The sequence below is a fragment of the uncultured Roseobacter sp. genome (genome assembly GCF_947499265.1).
Taxonomy (GTDB): domain Bacteria; phylum Pseudomonadota; class Alphaproteobacteria; order Rhodobacterales; family Rhodobacteraceae; genus Roseobacter.
In genome coordinates, this window is sequence record NZ_CANMNK010000006.1 from 98,122 (window position 1) to 113,653 (window position 15,532).

Consider the following 15,532-nt stretch of genomic DNA (forward strand, 5'->3'; position numbering starts at 1 on the left):
GAGATCATGGCGGACCGCACCCAACGCGTCATCTGGACGGCAATGCCCAACGGAGTGAACGAAGCAGGCCAATTACAAATCACCGCACTTGCCTCTCCGCGGCTCGTCGCGCTGAACGCCCCGGTGGAACCCTTGCAGGAATGGCCGGATTTTACGTCCTGGGCAGACAAGATGCTGCAGGCGGAATTTATGGTTTTCCTCGGCGGGGCCGATGCCCGGGCGAAACGGGTGTCAGAGCCCGACCCCGATATCTGGAAAGCGCTTTTCGCGGAGAGCACGCCGGTGATCAACCATGCGTTTGAAGACCGGCGGGGGGATCGTATCCTATCCTATCCGGTGGCGCGTGTGCATGATTTTGTTGGTGAGGTCTACGGCGATCTCGGTATCTCGGTGGAGGATGAACTGCCGGAAAAACGTGATCTCCTGCGGCCGGTCATCACCCTGGTCAGGGAGGAGGTGCGCGACACCGATCTGCAAAGCGCGGTTCTGGAACGGCTTCATCCGAAAAATGATCGGGAGGGTCTCAAGGACGTCCCCGGCGCGTTTGTGCTGCAGGAAGTCTATAACATGCCACTTGCCGCGACGGACCCGGCGGCAGGTCAACATGTCAATCAGGGGCCGGACGATCCGCGCACCAATGCCGTTTGGCGCCAGCATAAGTTCGAGAGGCTGCCTGATGCGAATGATTTCCGGGATCAGATCGATTTCCATGCGATTGTCTCCGCGCTTAACCAATATCCGCATCTGCTGCGGCTGACCGGCCTTGCTGTCGATCTGGTTGTTGAGGCGGACGCGCTGCCCGACGGACCGTTGACTGATGCGCTGTCGCTCAAGGTTTCCTGGGAGCCAGATGCCAGCGGTGCGGTGGATACGCTGGATGATGGGCTGCCGCGCACCATGACGCGGCGCGAAGATCGGGCGTTTCACGCTGTGCCCCGCCAGAACAATGGCGTCTTGTCCAATGGGTTCCTGAACATCGACAACGAACGCTATCGTCTGATCCAGATGGATGTAGACGGCGCCGGGGTGAAGCTGCGCAACGCGGCCCGCAGTTTCCTGCGCGCGCCGTCCACCAAAGAAGGCCAAACGCCGGACCGGGCCGGCATCCCGACCATTCGAACAGCCGGGTTGCAATTGGTCGAGGTGGATCGCCATCTGAGCCTGGAAGGGGCTTTTGATCGGTCGGGCGAGATGGAGGACGCACTGAACAACGGCCAGCCCATCGAGCTTTTTGCCGAAGACATCGTGCGGGGCTATCATGCGGATATCATCGACCAAACCACCGCAAAGCCCTGGCAATCGCTCTGCCGCCGCGACAGCACTTACGATCTGATCAACAGCTCTGTCAGCCTGAACATCGAAGACGAAGAGGGGATGATCCGGCTTGGCGCACAGGAGGCCGCCGATCCCGATGATCCGCAATTCCAGAACCTGGTGAAAATTGGCGAGCTGGTCTTTGCCTGGAGCGGGTGGAGCCTGACGGCGCCGCGGCCGGGCCTCGCGATTTCCACGGCTGCGGATGATCACCCCGATGCCGCAGACAGCGCGGCCCCGCCGGGCTTGCCGCTGGAGACGAATTTCGCCGTTCACCCGAAATCGCTGCCCGTGCTGCGGTTCGGACATGAATACCGGGCGCGGGTGCGGGTCGCCGATCTCGCAGGCAATGCGCTGCCTTTACAAGAGGGCGACGCAAAGATCCCGCCCGAGGCCAGCGGTGCGCATGTCTTCCGCCGGTATGAACCGGTTCCGGCACCGTCGAATGCGCTGGTGGATGGGGTAGGCGGGCTGGAGCGGCCTGATGACGGCGAGTCCATGGGGCGCATGGCGATACGCTCCTTCAATGAGACCGAAGCAGACAACACCGTGGTGACTACTGCTGAGATTCGCCGCCATATCGTGCCGCCGCGCACCTCCCAGGTGATGGCCGAACAGCATGGCGCGATTGATGTCGACGGTGTTCCGGATCCGGCGCAATATCCGATGTTGGCCTCGCGGGATGACAATCTGGCCGAGATCGACGTGCTGCATGAAGATCCGCTCACCAACTCCTCCGATCTGGTCAAATACAGTGTCGGGCCGGAGGGCTTGTCGCTGCCATATCTGCCCGATTGGTTGGCGCGTATCGCCGTGGTGCGGCTGGATTTCGATCCTAAGGAGGGCGTGACCCAGCGCTTTGAAGTGCCCTACTACGAGGGTGCGGGCAAATGGCCGGATGCTGCCCCCTTCAAGCTGCGGATTTTCGAACAACCCGGCGAGGTGGCCGGGTTCGATGCCAGCACGCGCACCCTGAATATGCCGCTGGATAAGGCGGAGATGATGCGTGTCCGGATCAGCCATAGGCTCAAGGACGCAGATCTGGATCTGATGGCGATCTGGCAGACCATGCGCACGCGACCGGGGTTGGCCGATGATTTGCAGGCGAACCTGCAAGAACGCATCCTGCGCGGCGACCACTGGATGATCACGCCCTGGCTGGAGATGGAACTGGTGCACGCGGTGCAGAAACCGCTGGTGCGCCCAGGTTTTCTGTCGCTCGGAGCAAACCGCGCGAAAGGTGCGACTGAGGCCACGATCAACTACCGCTCGCCCGTGCACGCCAAAAGCACAGCCAAGGTCGAACTACTGGGTCGCTGGCGCGACCCCTCCGATGTGCCCGCCGAAGGACCGCCGCGCGTTATCAATCAATCCAGCAGCGCCTTTGACACGCGCCTCTATCGTGACAGCTTCCCGAACGGCGAATTGCGTGTCGTCGGCCCGCATGCGTTCGGTGATACCCGCTTTCGCCGGGTGCAATACCGGCTCGAAGCGCCTACGCGGTTCCCTGAATTCATGCCCCCGGCCATCCGCCAACAGCCCGACGTCATGAAAGTCACGTCAGACCCCGGTGTGGCGCTGATCCCCAATGCGTCATCACCGCCGCCGCCAGAGATCGTGGAGGTCACCCCCACCTTCGGGTGGACGCGCACGACCAATGGCAGCCGCACCTCCAGTTTCCGCTCTGGCGGTGGTTTACGGGTCTGGCTGAAACGGCCCTGGTTCGCGACGGGTTTCGGCGAAATGCTGGGCGTGGTCATCGCCAATTCCAGCAGCACCAAAGGGCAGATCACCGGCCCGCTGCTGAAATACGTGACGCAATGGGGGATTGATCCGATCTGGCGCTCGGGCACGATCAACAGCGCCTCACCCCCCGCAGGCGCCTTTCCAGACAGATTGGTTGGCGGGCCGATCCCGATTGACCGCTCTCCGGAGTTCGTGCCGGATGAAGAACGCGAACTGGTCCCGGCCTTTGCGCAGCTGAAGAACCTTTTCTTGCCCGAAAGCGGCGGGGCGCGGGTCGATGTGGTGCCCCATCCGGTAAACTATGATCCCGGCCGCGGGCTCTACTATTGTGACATCCGGGTACGTCCCGGCAGTTCCTATTACCCCTTCATCCGCATGGCGCTGGCGCGGTTTCATCCGGTGTCTGTCAACAGCGCGCATCTCTCTGCCGTCGCCTTGGCAGACTACATGCAGATCGCGCCGGACAGGTTGCTGGTGATGACACCGGGGGCGGCACGTAACGAACGCAAATTGCAGCTCTTTGGCACCTCCTACACACGATCCGCCTTCAAGGAGCAGCGCCCGCGCAGCAATGGGGAACCGGTGGTCCGGGTCGAGATCCAGACCAAGGATCCCGACCTGTCGGACGAATTGGCGTGGAAACGTTTTGAACGCATCCAGATCGACGATCTGGTTTTTGGTGTCGCCGTGGAGACCACCCCGGCAAGTGCCACCGCGATGGTCTTATCGCAGGCGGAGGATTTGAGGGCTGTGGCCACCAGCCCGGCACTGCAGGTGGATCTCGATCAGTTTGTGCACATTGGCCCGCCGCTGATCTGGGAAACCACGATCCGTGTGCCCAGACGGCGCGCGGGGGAGGAATTGCGCGTGATGGTCACCGAATACGAGCGTCATATGGTTGATTCCGATTGGGACGGTGCGGACAAGGATGGCCCGGACCCGGCGCTGCGTCTTGTCTACGCTGAAACGCTCGCCCTCTGAAACAAGCGCAGGTTGGCCTTCACACAGTCAGGTCACGACCCGCTTGCGACCACGGTCAATTCAGCCCTGACGCGTCTTTCTCCGCCACGCCAAAGGCATTCGAAATCGAGCGGAACGCCGCAACGGTTTCATGATCGCGTGTGTCAAAATCATAATCCGCGCTGGTTTTGACGATGACGATGTTTCGCCCGCGATCGATGTAGATGTACTGCCCCCAGATTCCGATTGCCAAGAATTCCTCCTGCGGGGCCTCCGGGATCCACCAATGATAGCCATAGCCAAATGTCCAGAAAGAGGCGGGGTTGTCGCCGGGTTCCAGATGCGGCGCGCTTGGGGTTGTGGAGGCGTGCACCCAGTCACGCGGTACAACCTGCATATCCTCGCGTGCACCTCCCTCCAGGTACAGCCGCCCAAAACGGGCGTAATCGCGCAATGTCGCGTTCAGGCAGCAAAATGGCAGCACTGGCCCGTTGCGCCCGGTGTTCCAAAAGGCGTCACCCTCGGCCCCCATCGGACCCCAAAGACGGGTTTCGAGGTATTCTTCATTCGGGATCCCCGTCGCGGCCTCCAACACCAACCCCAACGCGATGCTGTCTGAACTGACGTAGTTGTTGTAGGTCCCGGGCGTGCGGACGCGTTCAAGGGGGGTGAGCACGTCCTCCATTGCGGTGCCTGCGGCCAGTGCAAAGAACAATCGGTTCACGTCGGAGACCGGGTTATTGTAATCCTCATCAAAGGCCACGCCGGACGACATGGTCAACGCATCCCTGATGCTCACCCCGGCATATCCGGAACTTGCGAGCGCGGGTACATATCGGTCAATCGGGTCATCGAGGCTGGCAATATGACCTTCATCCAGGGCGATGCCGATCAGGGCGGAGAGCACGGATTTCGCCAGAGACCATGACGTGAAACGTGAGGCAGCACTGGCCCCAAGGCGGTATTCTTCATGCAGGATGGTTCCATCCTTCACCACGATCAGGCCGGTGGTCGTTGTCTTGTCAAGAAACTGCGCCAGCGACTGTTGTTGCCCGTCAAACTCGAAACTATCTGGCAAAGCTTGGGGGTCTTTTGTAAAGACCCAAGGATGCCCGGTCGCGGCAACCACGCGCGACGGAAAAACATCATCCATCGCGCGAAAATTCTCGACCCGGTTTGCTTCGGTAAAAAGCGTGATGCCCGCCCAATAGGGCGAGCTGCGCAGCCACAGAAACCCGGCGGCGCACGCCAGCGAAAGAGCGCAGATAAATCCCAGACCAAGCCGCATTCGCATATCGTTTTCTACATCCTCTTTTCCGACGATCTGCGCCGCGATACGGTGGCTGAAAGCCGCGGGAAACCCAAATGACGCCAACAACATGCCAAATGTCGTGAACGACAGCGCCGTTACCTATGCGCTTTTCGAGGCGCGCGATCTGGCGTCTCGTCCGCGGTTTTGGCTCGGCATGATTGGCGTGTCTTTGGTGTTGGGGCTCGTGGGGCCTTTCGGCACATTTGAAACGCTGCCGATTGCCGGGCGGATCGGATATTGGTCCGTGGTTTGCCTTGTCAGTTTCTGGGTCGGGTTTCTTACGTCAACGGTCCTGGCGGGTCTTGCCGAGGACCGTGGCATACCCGATCCCGTTGCGGTGACGCTCGGCGGGCTTGGCGCGAGCCTGCCCATTGCAGGCACTGTCAGTGCGATGGATGCTGCTGTTTTTGGCGCGTCCTTCTGGTGCGAAATCGCGAGATTGTTGCCCTATGTTGCCGTTATTTCGGTCGTGGTTGCTGCGCTATTTGAGGTCATGAGCGGGCCGGACACCATCCCCGTCACCGCCGCAGAAACGCCCGACCTGCCGGAATGGACACGCCGCCTTCCCGCCGAGATCGGGCGCGATCTGATCGCGCTGCAGGCGCAGGATCACTATGTGACTGCGCGGACGTCGAAGGGTGAAACGTTGCTGCGTACCTCGATGACGGAGGCCGAAGAGGCATTGGGGGCATATGGGCTGCGCGTGCACCGGTCATGGTGGGTTGCAAGACAATGGATCGACACGATCGAGACCCGGAGAGGCAGGCTGATGATTGTGTTGCGCGATGGCGCTCGTGTCCCTGTCGGGCGGGTGTATCGATCAGCGGTCCGCAAGGCGTTGCAGCGACCCTAAATGACGCGGCCTCTTTTGGGCCCGCTGGCGCATCGCATTTGGCAGGCTCGCTAGGTGGTCAGTCGGACCAGTTGGTCCTGCAGTTCCAGGGCGGAAACGGGCTTGGTCAGCAAGGGAATATCGGCCATTTCCGGTGCCATCGCCGCAGTATCCCCATACCCGGTGACGAAAAAGAAGGGCACGCCCAAATCCCGAAGCTTCCGCGCCACTGGAATGCTGGACGTATTTTTCCCCAGGTTCACGTCCAGAATGGCCAGCGAAACCTCTTCCAGTTCAAGGTGCCCAAGGGCATCAGACGTATTTGAAAACACTTCTACTTCCGAGACACCGAATTCCACCATCTGGTCCTTCATCTCTTTCGCGATGATAAAATTATCCTCAAGGATCAGCACCGGCGCCGTTAGATTTGAACCAATAAATTCCGCAGGCTCATTGATCTCAATAGGTGTCTGCTGCGACAGCTCACTGAATTGCGCGACATCGTCAAAATGCCGATTGGGCAGGGTGAAAACCGCGCGTACGCCATCCGGTTCGAAAATCAGTTCTGCCGTGCCACCAAACTCGTGCGGGACCGCCTGTTCAATCATGGCCGTTCCAAACCCGGTGTCATCCGGGTGCGCGACGCCGGGGCCACCGTGTTCTTTCCATGTGATCTGAATGCCATCGGGCAAATGCTCAAGCAAGACGTGGATCTTGCCACTTTCCTGCGTCAAGGCGCCGTATTTGGCGGCATTGGTTACAAGCTCGTGAACGACCAGCGAAAAGATGGGCGCGATTTCAGCGCGTAGATTCCTGTCTTTCCCCTGCACGATGGTCTGCCGTTCGGCGATGCTTCCGTAGGGTTCAAATTCCTTCTTGATCAACTCAGTAATGGATACCGGGCTGACCAGCGATCCAGCGCTCAGCTCATGGGATGCCGCCAGCGCCCGGATCCGGCTTTCCATGGCCGCGGCATAGCTGTCCAGCGATCCATACCGCCGGCGGGCCTGACGGGAGACAGAACGCACCAGGGCAAGAATATTACGCACCCTGTGGTTTAATTCATCAATCATCAGCGATTGCTGTCGATACATGGTGTTCAAAAGCGTTTGGCGTTCCGACGCGTGCAGCAATGTTCGGACATGCCTGACGAAATAAAGGTCATCCTGCGACCAGGCCTTGCTGTAGCCTTGCACGCGTTCCAGGTAGGTCGAAAACGATCCGCGCGGGGTGAGACGCTTTGATCCCTCGACCGTTTCGATTGTTTTTTCAGGATTTCCGGCCCAGGCGATTTCCTTTGTGATCTCGTTTCGAAATATGCAGACGGCTTTGTCGTCCGAAATCTTGGTGATCAGCACGCCGGAACAGCCATTTGTGAGTTTCGCAAAGGCGGGGAACGCCATCGCCAGATTGTCTATCGCGACCACGTCCTCGTCCTGTTCCTGCGAAAATGCGAGCAAAGCCGACAGCAGCTTTGCGTCCGGCAAAGACGACCCGAATGAGTGCGTTGCGGCATCGCTCAATGCCACGATGGCGTTCGCGTCAATGACCTCCAGGATCGTTGGGGCGATTTCCGGCAGCATGTTTTCGATTTTGACATCGCCGTGTTTTTTGGAAACGATTGCGCCGTCAAGCGACCTGATGCGCTCTAAGGTGTCTTTTTGTCGTATCGATAAGAGCTTGGACGAAAAGACGGGCACAAAGTTTTCCAGCACTTCCCGCAGCTTGGGGGCGACCACCTTCGAGGCGCGATGATGCAGCGAAATGATCCCCCAGAGCTGCCCCTCCACGGTGATGTTCAGTGTCATTGTCGCTTTGCTGCCCAGATTGCGCAGGTACTCCATATGTACCGGTGACACGCCGCGGCAGGCGGCAAGGGTAATGTCCAACGGCGGGCACTCTGCCGAGGCCGCCAGCAGCGGGGGCGTAATCTGCTCCGTGTCTTCGATCAGGCGTAGTGGGATCTGTTTCATGATTGCGCGCGCCTGGCTTGGGATGTCCCAGCTTGGAAAGCGCAGACCCAGAAACGGCTGCATGGAAGAGCGACAGGTTTCGGCGATCACCTCGCCGTTAAATTCCTGGTCGAATTTGTAGATCATCACCCGGTCAAAACCGGTCATATGACGCATCAGTTCGACAGTCAGGTTAAACAATTCACTTTGCGTTTCGCAGGATTGCATCTGAGCCATTAGAAAGCTCATCGATTTAAGAGCGTCCGTGCCACCAAATGTCTCATCTGACGCCGGTTCGATTTCGAACACAAAGAAATCCTGACTTTGGAAAGCACTTATTTCAACAAGCGCCCCTGCAACCTCGAAGGTGCCCATTGTCATCCGTTGCTTGGAAAACCCCGATCTCGATGCCAGATTGCGCAATTGATGGATTGTCTCTGACCCCAGAATATCCACGAGGTTTTTGCCCAGAACCTCATCGGCAGACATGTCCAGAAAGGCGTCGCAGTTTGCACTTGCATAGGTCACGACGTTCGTCTTTGCGTTAGACGCCAGCAGGCAGGCAAAGGGCTGAATGATGCCAGGAATATGGACCGGTTCCGCCGCGCAGGTTTCCAACGCTTCGCGCAATTCACTTTCTTTCAAGCTTTTGTCCATATAAACACCCCCCTCGTCGAAAGCGGCCGCGATTTTCAGATGAAATCCGACCGTAGGCGCGGGCGTCAAAACGCACTGGAAATTTTCGACCGCGCCATTGTAAACCGTATACTGCACGATGTAACTACACGCTATAGGTGTGTTCAGATCAAGCATTGGAGGGGACACTTTGGCTACTATTCTTCTGATGGAAGACGATTTGACGGTTGGTTTTGAGCTGAAAAGGGACCTGATAATGGCGGGTCACAGCGCGCGGATGTGCACCAGCGCTTCTGAAGCAAAAGAGGAGCTGTTGCGCGAAGAATATGATCTTTTGATTTCAGATGTGATTGTCAAAGTGGACGGGCGCGCAGTGCCTGATGGTGGCATCGGTCTGGTCGGCTGGGTCAGGCGGACGGATAGGGTGCGTACATTGCCGATTATCGTGATCACCGGAACCTTCAGATATCCAGGCATGGAAAACATCCTGGACCTAGCGCGCCAAATTGGAGCAGATGTTGGAATCGAAAAGCCCTTTAAATCAAAGGAATTACTGGCCAAAGTTGATGTTTTGACCAGGTCGGACAAGAGGGCATCATGAGGTGTGAGTGTGACTTAACGTATGGGGCTATATCTTCAGTCTTTGAATTAGATACCTGTCCTTACTCATTGCTTTAAAATGATTTTGTGGTTCTGTAGCTGTATTCTTCACAGTATGATTTCACAAATTTACCGAAGCTTCTGAACATCATCGAAGTTGCCGAGGTCAATAGCAATTGTGCGACCGGGTCAGCGCCCATTACATCCAACTCTTGTACCAACAAGCGCCATGCCTTTGGGTCTGTTCCCGCGCTTAAGTAGCTCCTGGGGGCGTCGGGTAAAATCTTTTTTACGTTGTTATTCAAATGCTTGGCGCCGAAACCTGATCCATGAAGTACATAGAGAGCCGCTAGGATTTCTGGCGGTGTCACTGGATTGGGTAACGCGGGTTGCTTGGGGGTGAACGGTTGGATTCCCAGCTCGAATAGGTCTGCTTCCAGGGCCCAAACGGCGCGGTCGACGGAGAGTTCGGCAAAGGTGTCAGCGGCGGATCGGGATGTCTCAATACTCTTGAAGAAAAGGCAATAAGATCCTAAAATCTTGCCGTAATCTTCCAGCACCAGAGTTTTGTCCGCCAACCGGGAAATCCATGGGTGATCGTGCAGCGCCTGATGATCCTGCTCCGTCGCTGCGGCGAGTGTTCGGCGCATGGAATTCGACCGCTCGCGCGTCATGCGCTTTGCTCCTCAACAATTTTTTCTTCAGGAGGCAGGTTTTTTGACTACCTCCAGAAAGTTGAAATTCCTCCTAATGGTAGCATTCGTTGAGTTGAAGATGCCAGCAAGTTCCTCAGCTTCTACCGGGCCACACAGCGATGATCGTGATGGTTCGTTTCAGGTTGCCGAATGTCGGGTGATCTGAGTTTGGTGCCATGCAGCCTCCCGCTAATACAGCACCCCTGCTTCCTTGGCGTGTTTGCGGAAAGTACGCCCCACCGGCACGGCGCTCCCGTCAGACAATTGCAATTGCAAGGCACCGTCCTTTCGACACATGGTCGTGACGGCATCGCTGGCCACCCAATGGGACCGATGCACCTGCGCCCCCGCAGTTGGCGAGGTTTCGTTGATCGCGTCGCGCAGCCGCATCTGTACAAGAGTGGCGCCGCGATCTGTTATGATTTCCACATAATGGTCCTGGGCAGTCAGGCGGATCAGCCGACCTCGTTTGGCCCCCGGCAGACGGCGTAGAATGTTTGGGTGGGTTTTTGTGTCTGCGGGCGTTTGCGCCAAACGCAGCAATGTTGCGATGGCCAGGATGACCAAGGCAGACTGACCAAAAAGCCTTATGACATCCGCGATGTCCGGCCGCGCCCCAAAGCCGATAGCAATGATCATCACCACGGCCGTGACCGGGCAGGCAGCGATGATCGACGCGGCGGGCACCCAGAACCTCTCCAGCCAGCCTGCGTGCTGCGCCAATCGGTCAAAAGCCAGAAAGATGATTTGGGCCGGTAGGACCGTGCCGAAAACCACCAGCATCCAATAGAGATAACGTTCGATCACAAGGAAGTCGGGCCGCGTGCCAAAGGGGCCAACAAGACCGGTCAACAGTGCGATCAGCAGCAGGATGGTAATCCGCCGCCGTGACCCGAAAAGCTCCTGTGTTGCTTCCACCAGCACGGAGTGGATGTTGTTGGCGGCGAAAAGATGCATTTCACGAATTCCCACTTGCAGGCCAGCGATCCAGTTCTCAGCACACCTCTGCGAATGAAAATCCAGAAGCATTGGAGCGAGAATAGCATGAAAATTCGTTTTTTGGGAAACCCGGGACTTCAGGCAATGCGGTTGCCCATGGCCTTGATCGGGTCTCTTGTCACGTCAGCGGCGCTCGCGTGCTCGACGGTGGCGCTTGGACCGGACGAGACGACCCTGGTGGCCTATAGCTATGACACCTCCGCCACCGGTGCGGGATTTGTCGTCGTGAATCCGGCGGGTGCATATCGCACGTCGATCATGGAGGAAGGGCCCGCGCAGTGGCAGAGTGCATATGGCAGCATCACTTTCAATCAGCTGGGCGTCGGTATGCCAACCGCGGGCATGAACACAGCGGGGCTGGCCATATCGCTTATGTGGAATGATGAGGCCAGGTTTCCGCCCCTTGCGGATCGCAGCGTTGTCAACGAGTTGGAGTTCATTCAATTCCTTCTGGATCGCGCGGGGTCCGTCGCCGAGGCCATTTCGCTTATCGATGAGGTGGGTGTGCAAGCATTGGTGCCGATCCACTATTTTATCGCGGATGCGACAGGCAATACCGCCGCGCTCACGCCAACACCTGAGGGGCTTGCCGTCCTATCCGGCATAGATATGCCGGTGCGCGCCTTGACCAATTCGAGCTATGACCACCTAGTTGAAGGTTTGGCGGGGTTCACGGGCTTTGGCGGACACACCCCGATACCGCTGACCAGCAAAGTCGTTGATCCGGGCAGTCTGGCGCGCTTTGCGATCACGGCGGATGCAGCGCAATCCCGGGAGATGGTTTCAGTGGGGGAGGCCTTCGACGTTTTGACGTCTGTCGAAAACCCGCAGACCCGCTGGCAGATCGTCTTTGCGCCAAGAGATCAGATGGTGCATTTCAGGTTGGCGGATCAGACAGCGCACGACGAGATCGATATGAGTGCGGTTGATTTTGCCTGCCATTCGGTACCTTTGGCCGCGAACCTTGCGGAGCTATCGGGGGATCGGATGAAACTCATCTTCCAGCCGATTGAGATCGGTCCGCTGACGGATGTGTTGGGTCAGGTGCTTGAGGGGTTCGTTGACGCCACCGGCCTCTCTCCGGAAATCGCCGGGCCGCTCGCGAGCGCGCAACTTGGTGCTGTTTCTTGTCGGTTTTAGCTCTCCGCGGGCTGCAGGCCGCGGCCGTATCGAGGCAACTTCACATATGAATTTGGCCCGCTTTGCACTCAAATCGACGAATGTTGGGCGAGCGAGACTCACCGGGTCAAAGCCGACGCATTCAGGCCGAACTTGCCAAAAATTCATTTGAGTTCAAGAATGGTGGTAAGCGACGCTGAGCGGGAGGTGCCAGATATGTGTCAGATTTTTGCGGGCCAGGACCCAGAAGACTACAGGCCGATCACCCGTCGATTGCGCTTGAACGGCCAAAGCACAAGCATTCGCCTTGAACGCAATTTCTGGACGATTGTGGACGGCATTGCGCAGCGCGAGGGCATGACGACGCCAGCATTCATATCGAAGCTCCACTCTGAAGTTCTTGAACTTAGAGGAGAAGCTGCCAACTTCACATCGCTGTTGCGGTGCGCCTGCCTGATCCGGCAGGAGCAGTTCACTGCGGCAGGTGATGGCATCGCCGCTGAATAATACGCCGATGTAGTAGCGCGCTACTACCAACGGCCTGATTTGGTTCGATATCCTGCTCAAACAAGCTGACTTCAACGGTTTGGGAGGACCCGATGGCCAAGGCAATTCACAGCATGATTCGCGTTCTGAATGAAGAACGCTCCGTCAAATTCTACGAGGATGCCTTTGGCCTGTCGTCGGCCGAACGGCTGGATTTCGAGAAATTTACGCTGGTCTATCTCAGCAATGCCGAGAACAGCTTCGAGCTGGAGCTGACCATCAACAAGGGCCGAACAGAGGCCTACGATCTAGGCGACGGCTACGGCCATCTTGCCTTCTGCGTCGATGATCTGGCCGCCGAACACAAGCGATTTGAAGACGCCGGTTATGCGCCGCGCAAGATTGTCGATTTTGCACCGGGGGGGGAAACACTTGCGCGGTTCTTTTTCGTGCAAGACCCGGATGGCTACGAGATCGAGGTCATGCAGAAGGCGGGGCGCTACCATTGAATTTGTTAGATCACGGGAGGAGATCACACAGTTGACCCATCAACATTCAAATTTGACAAGACGGCAATTGCTGTCGCGCAGTGCCGCGGCGGGCGCGGCTTTTGTCGTGGGCACGAGCTATGTTGCCTCAAGTTCAGCCGCATGGGCCATGGAAGTCGAGCACTTGCAGCCGACGACGATGGCCACTCTGATCCAAATGGCACGCGACATTTATCCGCACGACCACGTGGCCGATGCGTATTACGCCGCTGCAGTTAAAGGGTATGACAGCGCGGAGAATGCCGAGACGGTGGAGGCTGGTATCGCAGCTCTGAATGCTGCGGCGGCTGGCAAGGGCCACGCCAGCTATATCGATATGGGGTGGGAACGCGATCGCGTCGATATCCTGCGCGGTATGGAAAGCAGCAGTTTCTTTCAGATGGTGCGCGGCGGTCTGGTGACCGGGCTCTATAACCAGAAAGCGGTCTGGCCGCTCTTTGGCTATGAGGGCGAGAGCTACTCCAAAGGTGGCTACATCGACCGCGGCTTTGACGACATTTCTTGGATTTAAGGGGAGGATGGCACCATGACGGCACCTTTTGACCTCACCGACGACAACGTGGTCGTCATCATCGGAACCGGCGCTGGCGGCGGGGTTCTGGCAAACGAATTGGCGCAAAAAGGCGTGAGCGTCGTAGCGCTGGAGGCGGGTGGGCGGTATCTGCCCGACGATTACATCAACGACGAATGGGAAAGTTTTGGCCAGTTGGCCTGGCTGGATGCGCGTAGCACTTCAGGGGATTGGCGCGTCGCCAATGACTTTTCCGGGTTGCCCGCCTGGATCGTGAAGGCCGTGGGCGGCACTACCACCCACTGGGCGGGGGCGTCCCTGCGGTTTCAGGATCACGAGTGGAAAGCTAAATCCACCTATGGCGATGTGCAGGGGGCAAACCTGCTCGACTGGCCCATCGATCCGCGCGAAATGGATGACTACTACACGAAGGCGGAAGACAAGCTGGGCGTGACCCGCACCGGTGATCGGGCAGGGCTGCCGGGGTGCAATAACTACAAGGTCTTTGAGGCTGGCGCGAAGAAGCTGGGCTATAAAGAGGTTCACACCGGGCGCATGGCGATCAATTCCGCCGAGAACGACGACAGACCTGCCTGCCAGCAGACCGGGTTTTGTTTTCAGGGCTGCAAATGGGGCGCGAAATGGTCGGCGGCCTATACCGATATTCCGCGCGGCGAGGCCACGGGCAACCTGGAAGTGCGTGACCGGGCCCATGTGCTGAAGATTGAGCATGACGACAGCGGCAAGATCATCGGCGTGCTTTATGCAGATGCCGAGGGCAACCAACACCTGCAAAAGGCACGGATTGTCTGTGTGGCGGGCAATTCTATCGAAAGCCCGCGGCTGCTTTTGAATTCCGCGTCATCAATGTTCCCCGATGGGCTGGCCAATAGCTCCGGTCAGGTTGGGCGCAACTATATGCGGCACATGACCGGATCGGTCTACGCGGTTTTTGACAAGCCGGTGAAGATGTGGCGCGGCACCACTATGGCGGGCATCATTCAGGACGAAGCGCGGCACGATCCGTCGCGCGGATTTGTCGGTGGATATGAGCTGGAGACGCTGGCCTTGGGCTTGCCGTTCATGGCTGCATTCCTCGACCCGGGTGGCTGGGGGCGTGAGTTCACCACGGCGCTGGATAGCTATGAAAACATGGCCGGCATGTGGATCGTGGGTGAGGATATGCCGCAGGAGACCAACCGCATCACGCTGAACCATGATTTGAAGGATCAGTATGGGCTGCCTGCGCCGAACGTGCATTTTGATGATCATCCCAACGATATCGTGATGCGCAACCACGCGTACCAGCAGGGGATGGCGGTCTATGACGCGGTGGGGGCCACGCGGGTGTTCCCGACGCCGCCGTATCCCTCGACGCATAATCTCGGCACCAACCGGATGTCAGAAAATGCGCGGGACGGGGTGGTCAACAAGCATGGGCAGACCCATGACATTGCCAATCTGTTCATCTCGGACGGGTCGCAGTTCACGACGGGGGCCGCTGAGAACCCGACGCTTACGATCGTGGCGCTGGCCATCCGGCAAGCCGATCACATTGCAGAGGAGATGGGCAAGGGCGCTTTGTGAACGCTCACTGATCAAGGCAACAGAAATCCGCTGGGGGAACGCCCTTCTTCCAGCGGAAATTCTGCTGAAAATCTGGCGGTTACCAATCGTGCTAGCTCGGGGGTGGCACTCCAAGTTTGTGTGGTCGGTGGTGACGCCTGGGTTGTGAAGCTCATCGTGAATTGTGGTGCTTTCGCGAAGCTCTTTCATGGCGTTTTTTATGCCGCAACTTGGCGGCTTGGCACCAGTCGGGGGC

Annotated in this window: 12 protein-coding genes; 8 read left to right on the plus strand and 4 right to left on the minus strand. The window is 58.1% G+C overall.

Annotation, left to right across the window (positions count from 1 at the left end; translation table 11 throughout):
• Nucleotides 1-6 precede the first annotated feature (6 nt).
• Nucleotides 7-4,041 carry a hypothetical protein gene (locus Q1A63_RS16865; protein ID WP_299632263.1) on the plus strand — a complete coding sequence of 1,345 codons (4,035 nt, stop codon included), beginning with the start codon at nt 7-9 and terminating at the stop codon, nt 4,039-4,041.
• A 55-nt stretch (nt 4,042-4,096) separates the two neighbouring features.
• Here Q1A63_RS16865 and Q1A63_RS16870 read toward each other — a convergent pair whose 3' ends face one another.
• Nucleotides 4,097-5,401, minus strand: coding sequence for a serine hydrolase (locus tag Q1A63_RS16870; protein ID WP_298972834.1), 1,305 nt, complete (start codon nt 5,399-5,401; stop codon nt 4,097-4,099).
• Between Q1A63_RS16870 and Q1A63_RS16875 the strand changes: the two genes are divergently transcribed.
• Nucleotides 5,400-6,185, plus strand: a complete 786-nt coding sequence (locus Q1A63_RS16875; RefSeq protein ID WP_298972835.1) for a LytTR family DNA-binding domain-containing protein — start codon at nt 5,400-5,402, stop codon at nt 6,183-6,185. The two genes, Q1A63_RS16870 and Q1A63_RS16875, sit on opposite strands and share 2 nt — an antisense overlap.
• A 50-nt stretch (nt 6,186-6,235) precedes the next feature.
• Here the strand turns inward: Q1A63_RS16875 and Q1A63_RS16880 are convergent, their stop codons facing one another.
• Nucleotides 6,236-8,890 (minus strand): HWE histidine kinase domain-containing protein, encoded by a 2,655-nt coding sequence (locus Q1A63_RS16880; protein WP_298972836.1) that lies wholly within the window; start codon nt 8,888-8,890, stop codon nt 6,236-6,238.
• A gap of 70 nt (nt 8,891-8,960) precedes the next feature.
• Between Q1A63_RS16880 and Q1A63_RS16885 the strand changes: the two genes are divergently transcribed.
• A complete protein-coding gene (locus Q1A63_RS16885; RefSeq protein WP_298972838.1) occupies nt 8,961-9,353 on the plus strand; it encodes a response regulator in 393 nt (130 codons plus the stop codon).
• Nucleotides 9,354-9,426: 73 nt separating this feature from the next.
• Here the strand turns inward: Q1A63_RS16885 and Q1A63_RS16890 are convergent, their stop codons facing one another.
• Together Q1A63_RS16890 and Q1A63_RS16895 are read right to left on the minus strand one after the other, a co-directional pair.
• Nucleotides 9,427-10,026, minus strand: a complete 600-nt coding sequence (locus Q1A63_RS16890) for a biliverdin-producing heme oxygenase (protein ID WP_298972840.1) — start codon at nt 10,024-10,026, stop codon at nt 9,427-9,429.
• A gap of 210 nt (nt 10,027-10,236) precedes the next feature.
• Complete coding sequence (locus tag Q1A63_RS16895; RefSeq protein WP_298972843.1) at nt 10,237-11,004, minus strand: LytTR family DNA-binding domain-containing protein; 768 nt, start codon at nt 11,002-11,004, stop codon at nt 10,237-10,239.
• Nucleotides 11,005-11,091: 87 nt separating this feature from the next.
• On the opposite strand from Q1A63_RS16895, the gene Q1A63_RS16900 reads away from it, so the two are divergent.
• The 5 genes from Q1A63_RS16900 (at nt 11,092) to Q1A63_RS16920 (ending at nt 15,297) form a co-directional block, all read left to right on the plus strand.
• Complete coding sequence (locus tag Q1A63_RS16900; protein WP_298972845.1) at nt 11,092-12,186, plus strand: linear amide C-N hydrolase; 1,095 nt, start codon at nt 11,092-11,094, stop codon at nt 12,184-12,186.
• Between the two features lie 195 nt (nt 12,187-12,381).
• Nucleotides 12,382-12,672, plus strand: coding sequence for a ribbon-helix-helix domain-containing protein (locus Q1A63_RS16905; RefSeq protein ID WP_298973465.1), 291 nt, complete (start codon nt 12,382-12,384; stop codon nt 12,670-12,672).
• Nucleotides 12,673-12,764: 92 nt separating this feature from the next.
• Nucleotides 12,765-13,160 (plus strand): VOC family protein, encoded by a 396-nt coding sequence (locus Q1A63_RS16910; protein WP_298972851.1) that lies wholly within the window; start codon nt 12,765-12,767, stop codon nt 13,158-13,160.
• Between the two features lie 31 nt (nt 13,161-13,191).
• Entirely contained in the window at nt 13,192-13,710 is a 519-nt protein-coding gene (locus Q1A63_RS16915; RefSeq protein ID WP_298972852.1) for a twin-arginine translocation signal domain-containing protein, read from the plus strand.
• A 15-nt stretch (nt 13,711-13,725) separates the two neighbouring features.
• Nucleotides 13,726-15,297, plus strand: coding sequence for a GMC family oxidoreductase (locus Q1A63_RS16920; protein WP_298972854.1), 1,572 nt, complete (start codon nt 13,726-13,728; stop codon nt 15,295-15,297).
• The last annotated feature ends 235 nt before the right edge of the window (nt 15,298-15,532 follow it).

What these genes read in the sequence shown, in the direction of transcription:
- Q1A63_RS16865 (WP_299632263.1), top strand. Translation starts at nt 7, where the DNA reads ATGGCGGACCGCACCCAACGCGTCATCTGGACGGCAATGCCCAACGGA.
- Q1A63_RS16875 (WP_298972835.1), top strand. Translation starts at nt 5,400, where the DNA reads ATGCCAAATGTCGTGAACGACAGCGCCGTTACCTATGCGCTTTTCGAG.
- Q1A63_RS16870 (WP_298972834.1), bottom strand. Translation starts at nt 5,401, where the DNA reads ATGTTGTTGGCGTCATTTGGGTTTCCCGCGGCTTTCAGCCACCGTATC.
- Q1A63_RS16885 (WP_298972838.1), top strand. Translation starts at nt 8,961, where the DNA reads ATGGAAGACGATTTGACGGTTGGTTTTGAGCTGAAAAGGGACCTGATA.
- Q1A63_RS16890 (WP_298972840.1), bottom strand. Translation starts at nt 10,026, where the DNA reads ATGACGCGCGAGCGGTCGAATTCCATGCGCCGAACACTCGCCGCAGCG.
- Q1A63_RS16895 (WP_298972843.1), bottom strand. Translation starts at nt 11,004, where the DNA reads ATGCATCTTTTCGCCGCCAACAACATCCACTCCGTGCTGGTGGAAGCA.
- Q1A63_RS16900 (WP_298972845.1), top strand. Translation starts at nt 11,092, where the DNA reads ATGAAAATTCGTTTTTTGGGAAACCCGGGACTTCAGGCAATGCGGTTG.
- Q1A63_RS16905 (WP_298973465.1), top strand. Translation starts at nt 12,382, where the DNA reads ATGTGTCAGATTTTTGCGGGCCAGGACCCAGAAGACTACAGGCCGATC.
- Q1A63_RS16910 (WP_298972851.1), top strand. Translation starts at nt 12,765, where the DNA reads ATGGCCAAGGCAATTCACAGCATGATTCGCGTTCTGAATGAAGAACGC.
- Q1A63_RS16920 (WP_298972854.1), top strand. Translation starts at nt 13,726, where the DNA reads ATGACGGCACCTTTTGACCTCACCGACGACAACGTGGTCGTCATCATC.